A 7,536-nucleotide genomic window follows, 5' to 3' on the forward strand; every position below is an offset into this window, starting at 1 on the left:
CTGTCGGTGGCGGCGGTGAACGGGCCGTCGTCGACGGTGGTGTCGGGTGATCCGCAGGCGTTGGACGAGTTTCTGGCCGGCTGCGAAACGCAGGAGGTGCGGGTCCGGCGGATCGCGGTGGACTATGCGTCGCATTCGACGCAGGTCGATGATGTTGTGGACGAGTTGCGGGCGGCATTGGCTGGTATTACCCCGCGGGTGCCGGAGATTCCGTTCTTGTCGACGGTGACCGGTGGGCCGGTGGATGCGGCGGTGCTGGACGCCGGCTACTGGGCGCGGAACCTGCGGGAACCTGTTCTGTTCGAAGGTACGGTTCGGGCGTTGCTGGCGGCGGGGCGGAACACCTTCATCGAGGTCAGTCCGCATCCGGTGTTGACGATGGGAGTGCAGGAGACCATCGACGCGGCGGCGGATCTCTCCGTAACGGCGGATTCCGGGGCGGTGGCGTTCGGGACACTGCGCCGTGACGACGGGGGTCCCGGTCGTTTCCTGGCCAGTCTGGCCGAGGCGTTCACCCGGGGGATACCGGTCGACTGGGCACCGCTGTTCACCGGTGCGGCGCAGCGGGTCGATCTGCCCACCTACGCCTTCCAACGCCGGCGGTACTGGATCGAGTCCGGCGGCCCGGCAGCCGCCACCGCGGCGGCCTCGGCGCCCGGCGCAGCGGCGGCGAACCCGGCGGAGGCCCGGTTCTGGGCGGCGGTCGAGGGCGAGGATCTCGACGCCCTGTCCCGGGCACTCGGGGAGCAGGCGGCGCCCCGACGCGAGGAGCTCGGCGCGGTACTGCCGATGCTGTCCGGGTGGCGGCGCGGCCAGCAGGAGGAGTCGCTGCTGGACCGGTCGCGGTACCAGATCACGTGGAGCCCGCTGTCGGTCGCCGAGTCGACCGTGCCGACCGGGGCCTGGATCGTCGTCGTGCCCGCCGGGCACCGCGAGGCCAGCAGGATCGCCGACGTCCTGCGTGCGCCGCGGACCGGTGGTCCGACCGTTGTGATCGTCGAACTCGCCGCGGCCGACCGGGCGGAGGCGGTCCGGCGCCTGGTCGAAGCCGCGGCGGACCAGACCGTGACCACGGTGGTGTCCCTGGTGGCGTTGGCCACCGAACCCGATCCCGACCATCCGGCCATCCCCCGGGGGCTCGCGCTCACCGTCACCGTCGCGCAGGCACTGGGTGACGCCGCCCTTCTGGCGCCGTTGTGGTGCGTGACCAGCGGCGCGGTCAGCACGGGCGCCGACGGGGTGGTGGTCGCACCGGAGCAGGCGGCGGTGTGGGGGCTGGGCCGGGTCGTCGCGGTGGAACATCCCGACCGGTGGGGTGGCCTGGTCGACCTTCCCCGGGAACCGGACGACCGGGCCGTCTCCCGGCTCCGGACGGTGATCGTCGGGGCCGAACCGGGCGAGGGCGCGGCGGTACGGGCCGCGGGAGTGTTCGCACAGCGTCTGGTCCGGGCGCGGGTACACGCCGACGCCCCGGTCCACAGGTGGAACCCGCCGGCCGTCGCCCTGGTCGTCGGGGAACCCGCCGGCCGCGGCGGCCAGGTGGCCCGCTGGCTGGCCGGGTCGGGGGCGAGGCACCTCGCACTCGCCGTCCCGACCGACGCGGCGGGCCTGGACGAGCTACGCGCCGAACTCACCGGTCTCGGTGCCCGGAGCACCCTTCTGCGGGACGAACAGGAGCATGACGGGACCGATGCCGGCGTCTTCGGTAAGGGCACCGCCGGTGACGGTGGCACGCTGCGCGCGGCCCTGCCGGAGGGGCTCGAGATCGTCGTCGTCGGATCGGGGGAGGCGGGCGGCGCCGGGACGGCGGTGGCGGAGCTGGATCTGGACGCCTTCGCGGCCGCCGTGGGTGATCGGATCGCTGCCGCCGGCCTCGACGCAGCGGTCTTCGGGGACGCAGCGGTCTTCGGGGACGAGGTGGTCTCCGGGGGCGACCCGCCGGCGGCGGCCGAGCTGATCGTCGTGTCGTCCCTCGCGGGCGTCTGGGGCAGCGGTGGGCAGAGTGTGAGTGCGGCTGCCGAGGGCTATCTCGACGCCCTGGCCCGACGGCGGCGCAGCCTGGGCGGTGCCGCGGTGAGTGTGGCCCTCGGTGACTGGGCGGGCGGGCAGGGCGTGGTGGACCGGCCGCGGCTGGCCGGTCTGGGTGTCCTGTCCGCGAAGCTGGCCGCCGCAGCCCTCGAACGCGCCGTCGGCGCCGGCGCGCACAGCGGTCTGGTGGTCGCCGACATCGACTGGGAGCAGCTGCTCGTGGCGTTTCCCGCCGCGGCCAGCCTGCCGCTGCTGCGCGACCTCGCCGAGGTCCGCGAGCATCCGGCAACGGGCGCTGCCCCCGCCGCGGGCGGGCCGGCCGATGGTGCCGAGCGATGGCGCCGCCGGGTTGGCGGCCTGGTCGGGGCCGATCGGGAACGGGCCGTTCTCGATCTGGTCCGGGCCGAGGCGGCGATCGTGCTCGGCCAGGACGGCGCCGGGGCGGTGCGACCGGGCCGGCCGTTCCGGGACCTGGGGTTCGACTCCCTGACCGTGGTCGAGCTGCGTAACCGGATCAGGGAGGCCACCGGTGTCCCGCTGCCCACCACGGTGATCTTTGATTACCCCACCCCGGCGGAGCTGGCCGGGTATCTGCTGGACGAGCTGCAGCGCGGCCCAGCCGGCCCAGCCGGCCCAGCCGGCGAGAGCACCGGGTCGCCCCTGGCCGGCCCCGGTGATCTGGACGGCCTGGCGGCCGGCCTGCCCACGATGCCCGACGAGGTTCGCGCCGCGGTGCTGGCCCGGATGCGCACTCTGCTGCGCAGCTGGGACGGCAGCCCGGACGGCAAGGCGGCGGGCGACGCCGCCACGGACGATCTCGATGCCGCGTCGGACGACGAGATCTTCGACCTGATCGACAACGAGCTCGGGATCTCCTGAGGTGATCCGCCGCCCCGCCTGCCCCGTTCGCCGTGCCCGAGGAGTCGACCTTCCATGAGCACCGAAGCCAAGCTGCGCGACTATCTCAAGCGGGTGACGGCCGATCTGCGCCAGGTCCGGGGGCGCCTGTCCGACGTCGAGGCCCGCTCCCGCGAACCCATCGCGATCGTGGCGATGAGCTGCCGGCTGCCCGGCGGCGTCCGGTCACCCGAACAGCTCTGGGATCTCGTGGCCGCCGGCCGGGACGCGATCTCGCCGTTTCCCGCCGACCGCGGCTGGGATCTGGACGCCGTCTACGACGCCGATCCGCAGCGGTTGGGGCGCAGTTATGTGCGCGAGGGCGGCTTCCTGCCCGACGTCGACCGGTTCGACGCCGGGTTCTTCGAGATCAGCCCGCGGGAGGCGCTGGCGATGGCTCCCCAGCAACGCCTGTTGCTGGAGACGTCCTGGGAGACCTTCGAGCGGGCCGGCCTCGATCCGCTGTCCATGCGCGGGTCGCGGACCGGGGTCTTCGTGGGGGCGACCAACCACGACTACGGCACCGACCCCGCCGACGTTCCGGACACCCTCGAGGGCCACATCGTGCTCGGGACGTCCAGCGCGGTGATGTCGGGTCGCATCGCCTACACCCTCGGTCTGGAGGGGCCCGCGCTGACCGTCGACACGATGTGCTCGTCGTCGCTGGTGGCGCTGCACCTGGCCAGCCAGTCGCTGCGCCAGGGCGAGTGCTCGATGGCGCTGGCCGCCGGGGTCACGGTCCTGGCCACACCGATGGCGTTCGTCGAGTTCAGCCGGCAGCGGGCGTTGTCCCCGGACGGACGGTGCCGGCCGTTCGCCGCCGGGGCGAACGGCACCGGATGGTCCGAGGGCGTCGCGGTGCTGCTGCTCGAACGGCTCGGCGACGCCCGACGCAACGGCCATCAGGTGCTCGCGGTCATCCGTGGTTCGGCGCTGAACTCCGACGGCGCCAGCAACGGACTGACCGCGCCGAACGGACGGTCGCAGCAGCGGGTCCTGCGCCAGGCCCTCACCAACGCCGGACTGACCGGCACCGACGTCGACGTGGTGGAGGCCCACGGCACCGGGACCACGCTCGGTGACCCGATCGAGGCGCGGGCCCTGCTCGCCGTCTACGGCCAGGACCGGAGCGCGGACCGGCCGCTGTGGCTGGGCTCGGTGAAGTCCAACATCGGTCACGGCGCCGCGGTGTCCGGTCTCACCGGCGTGGTCAAGATGGTCATGGCGATGCGCAACGGGATGCTGCCGCGCACCCTGTATGCCGAGGAGCCGACCCCCCACGTCGACTGGTCGTCGGGCGCGATGCGGCTGCTGACCGAGGAGGTTCCCTGGCCCGGAGCCGGGGAGCCTCGCCGGGCCGGGGTCTCGTCGTTCGGGGCGAGTGGGACGAACGCGCACGTCATCCTCGAAGATGTCTGGCCGGAGCCGGAGCCGGAGCCGGAGCCGGCGGCGCCGGAGGCCGTGGGGGCGACCGACGGCTCGGCGCTGCTGTGGGTGGTGTCCGGCCGCGGCGCGGACGCGGTCGGTGCCCAGGCGCAGCGGTTGCTCGACCACGTGTCGACCCGGGTGGACCTGGAGCTGGCGGACATCGGCTTCTCGCTGGCGACGTCCCGGTCGGCGTTCGAGCACCGGGCCGCGGTGGTGGCGCGGGACCGGGCGGAGTTCCTGGCCGCCCTGACGGCGCTGTCGCAGGGTGAACCCACCGACCGGGTGGTCCGCGGGACGGCGCTCGACGATCCGAAACCGGTGTTCGTGTTCCCGGGTCAGGGCGCGCAGTGGGTGGGCATGGGGGTGGATCTGCTGGCGTCGAGCCCGGTGTTCCGGGCCCGCCTGCAGGAGTGCGCGGCGGCGTTGGAACCGTATGTGGACTGGTCGGTGGTCGAGGTGCTGCGGGGGGCGGCGGGTTCGCCGCCGCTGGACCGGGTCGACGTCGTCCAGCCGGTGCTGTGGGCCGTGATGGTGTCGCTGGCACAGCTGTGGCGGTCGCTGGGGGTGGTGCCGTCGGTGGTGGTGGGGCATTCGCAGGGGGAGATCGCGGCCGCCTGTGTGGCCGGCGCGCTCACCCTCGCCGACGGGGCCCGGGTGGTCGCCCTGCGCAGTCGGCTGCTGGGTGCCGAGCTGTCCGGCCGGGGCGCGATGGCGTCGGTGTCGCTGTCCCCCGAGGAGGCGGCGGACCGGATCTCGCCCTGGGGCGGGCAGGTGTCGGTGGCGGCGGTGAACGGACCGTCGTCGACGGTGGTGTCGGGTGATCCGCAGGCGCTGGACGGGCTGCTGGCCGGGTGCGTGGCCGACGGGGTGCGGGTGCGGCGGATCGCCGTCGACTACGCGTCGCATTCGGCGCAGGTCGACGGGATCCGCGATCAGCTGCTGGCGACGCTGGACGGGATCACCCCGCGGGTGCCGGAGGTGGCGTTCTGGTCCACGACGACCGGGGAGCCGGTGGACACCGCGGCGTTGGACGCCGGGTACTGGGTTCGCAACCTGCGCCGCCCGGTGCTGTTCGAACCGGTCGTGCGCCGGCTGCTCGAGCGCGACCACCAGATGTTCATCGAGGTCAGTCCCCATCCCGTGCTGGTCGTGGGGATCGAGCAGACCGCGGAGGCGGCCGGCGCGTTCGACAGTGCGCTCGAGCGCGACGGCACCCGTGACGTCGTCACCCTCGGATCCCTGCGCCGTGACGAAGGCGGCCTGGACCGGTTCCTGCGCTCGGTCGGCCAGGCCCAGGCCCACGGCGTCGAGCTGGACTGGTCGGCGCTCTACCCCGGGTCGGACGTCCGGCGCGTGGAGCTGCCGACCTACGCCTTCGGCGGAACGCGGTACTGGCTCGAGCCCGGATCGGGAGCGGCGGCGACGCGCCCCGACGACCGGTCGGCCAGCGGGCCCGCCGAGAGCGACGCCGCGTTCTGGGACGCCGTCGATCGGGAGGACCTCGCGGCGCTGGCCGCCGTGCTGGGTGTCCCGGCCGAACAGCCCCCACCGGCGGTGGCCCCTGCCCTGGGTGCGCTGTCCGCCTGGCGCCGGACGGCCCGGGACCAGGCCACGATGGCGTCCTGGCGCTACCGGGTGCGCTGGGATCCGTTCCCCGCACCCTCTGCCCTGACCGCGCTGGCTGTCCCGTCCGCTCCGGCGGCGCAGACCGGGCCGTGGCTGGTGCTGGTGCCGGCGTCCGAGGGTGCGTCCGAGGTGTCGCCGGTGCTTGACGCCCTCGGCCACGACGGCGCCGCGGTCGTGGCGGTCGGCGTCGCCCCGCAGGTGGACCGGGCGGAGCTGGCCGACCTGCTCCGCGCGGCGCTCGCCGACGGCCTGCCCGCGGCGGTGGTGTCCCTGCTCGCCTCCGAGGACACCCCCCATCCGGTCCATGCGGAGATCAGTACCGGGCTGGCGCTGACCGTCCTGCTGGTCCAGGCACTCGACGACGTCGGCCTGGATGCGCCGCTGTGGGTGCTGACCCGGGGCGCGGTCGCGGTGCGCGACGGCGATCCACCGGAGAGCCCGGCCCAGGCGGCGGTGTGGGGACTGGTCCGCTGCGCGGCGCTCGAACACCCCCGGCGCTGGGGTGGCCTGCTGGACCTGCCCGCCGTCGTCGAGGCCGGGTCACTCGGACGGCTGCGAGCCGTGCTCACGGACACCGGCGTGGAGGACCAGCTCGCCGTGCGGGCGGACGGCGTGTTCGTCCGGCGTCTGGTCCGCGCCGGCGACCCGCCGCCGGCGGGCCCCGCGCAGATCTGGCGTCCGCGGGGCACCGTCCTGATCACCGGCGGTACCGGGGCGATCGGCGGGCACGTCGCCCGCTGGCTCGCCCGCGCCGGCGCACCACACCTCGTCCTCGCCAGCCGGCGCGGCGAGCAGGCCCCGGGAGCCACCGAGCTCGTCGCCGACCTGACCGATCTCGGCAGCCGGGTCACCCTCGAAGCCTGCGACGTCGCCGACCGCGACGCGCTGCGAGCCCTGGTGGACCGGGTCGAGGCCGGCGGCGACCAGATCCGCGCGGTCCTGCACACCGCGGGCGGCGGCGTGCTGGTCCCGCTGGTCGAGACCACGCTCGCGCAGGTGGCCGAGGCCGCACGGGCCAAGGCCACGGGCGCCGCGCTGCTCGACGAGATCTTCGACCGGGACACCCTCGACGCCTTCGTGCTGTTCTCCTCGATCTCGGCCGTGTGGGGCAGCGGCATCCACGGCGGTTATGCCGCGGCGAACGCCTTCCTCGACAGCCTCGCCCGGCGCCGGCGCGCCCGGGGCCTGACCGCGACGTCGATCGCCTGGGGCATCTGGAGCCCGGCCGACGGCGGCGGGATGGCGGCGGCCCTGGCCGAGGACCAGCTTCGCGCCAGCGGCATTCCGTTCATGCCGCCGCCGCTCGCCCTGGCGGCGTTCGGGCGGGTGCTCGACCTCGACGACGTCGACGTGGTCGTCGCCGAGATCGACTGGGACCGGTTCGTGCCGGTGTTCACCTCCGCGGGACCGCGCCCACTGCTCGACGGGTTGCCCGAGGCCCGACGCATCCTCGCCGCGGCCTCGGCGCTCCCGACACCGTCCGCCGCGGCCTCCCCCGCCTCGGGCACCGTCGCCGGTTCGGCGAGCCCGACGTCGACCCTGGGCGCGCACCTCGCC

At 74.7% G+C, this 7,536-nt stretch carries 2 protein-coding genes; both read left to right on the plus strand.

The features are described from left to right. The coding region (locus tag ND747_RS19180; protein ID WP_251735140.1) for an acyltransferase domain-containing protein at positions 1-2,907 on the plus strand (2,907 nt) is incomplete at its 5' end. Between the two features lie 54 nt (positions 2,908-2,961). Beyond that, on the plus strand, positions 2,962-7,536 hold a 4,575-nt coding region (locus ND747_RS19185; protein WP_251735141.1), incomplete at its 3' end, for a type I polyketide synthase.

It is taken from the genome of Frankia sp. R82, from assembly GCF_023716925.1.
GTDB lineage: Bacteria > Actinomycetota > Actinomycetes > Frankiales > Frankiaceae > Frankia.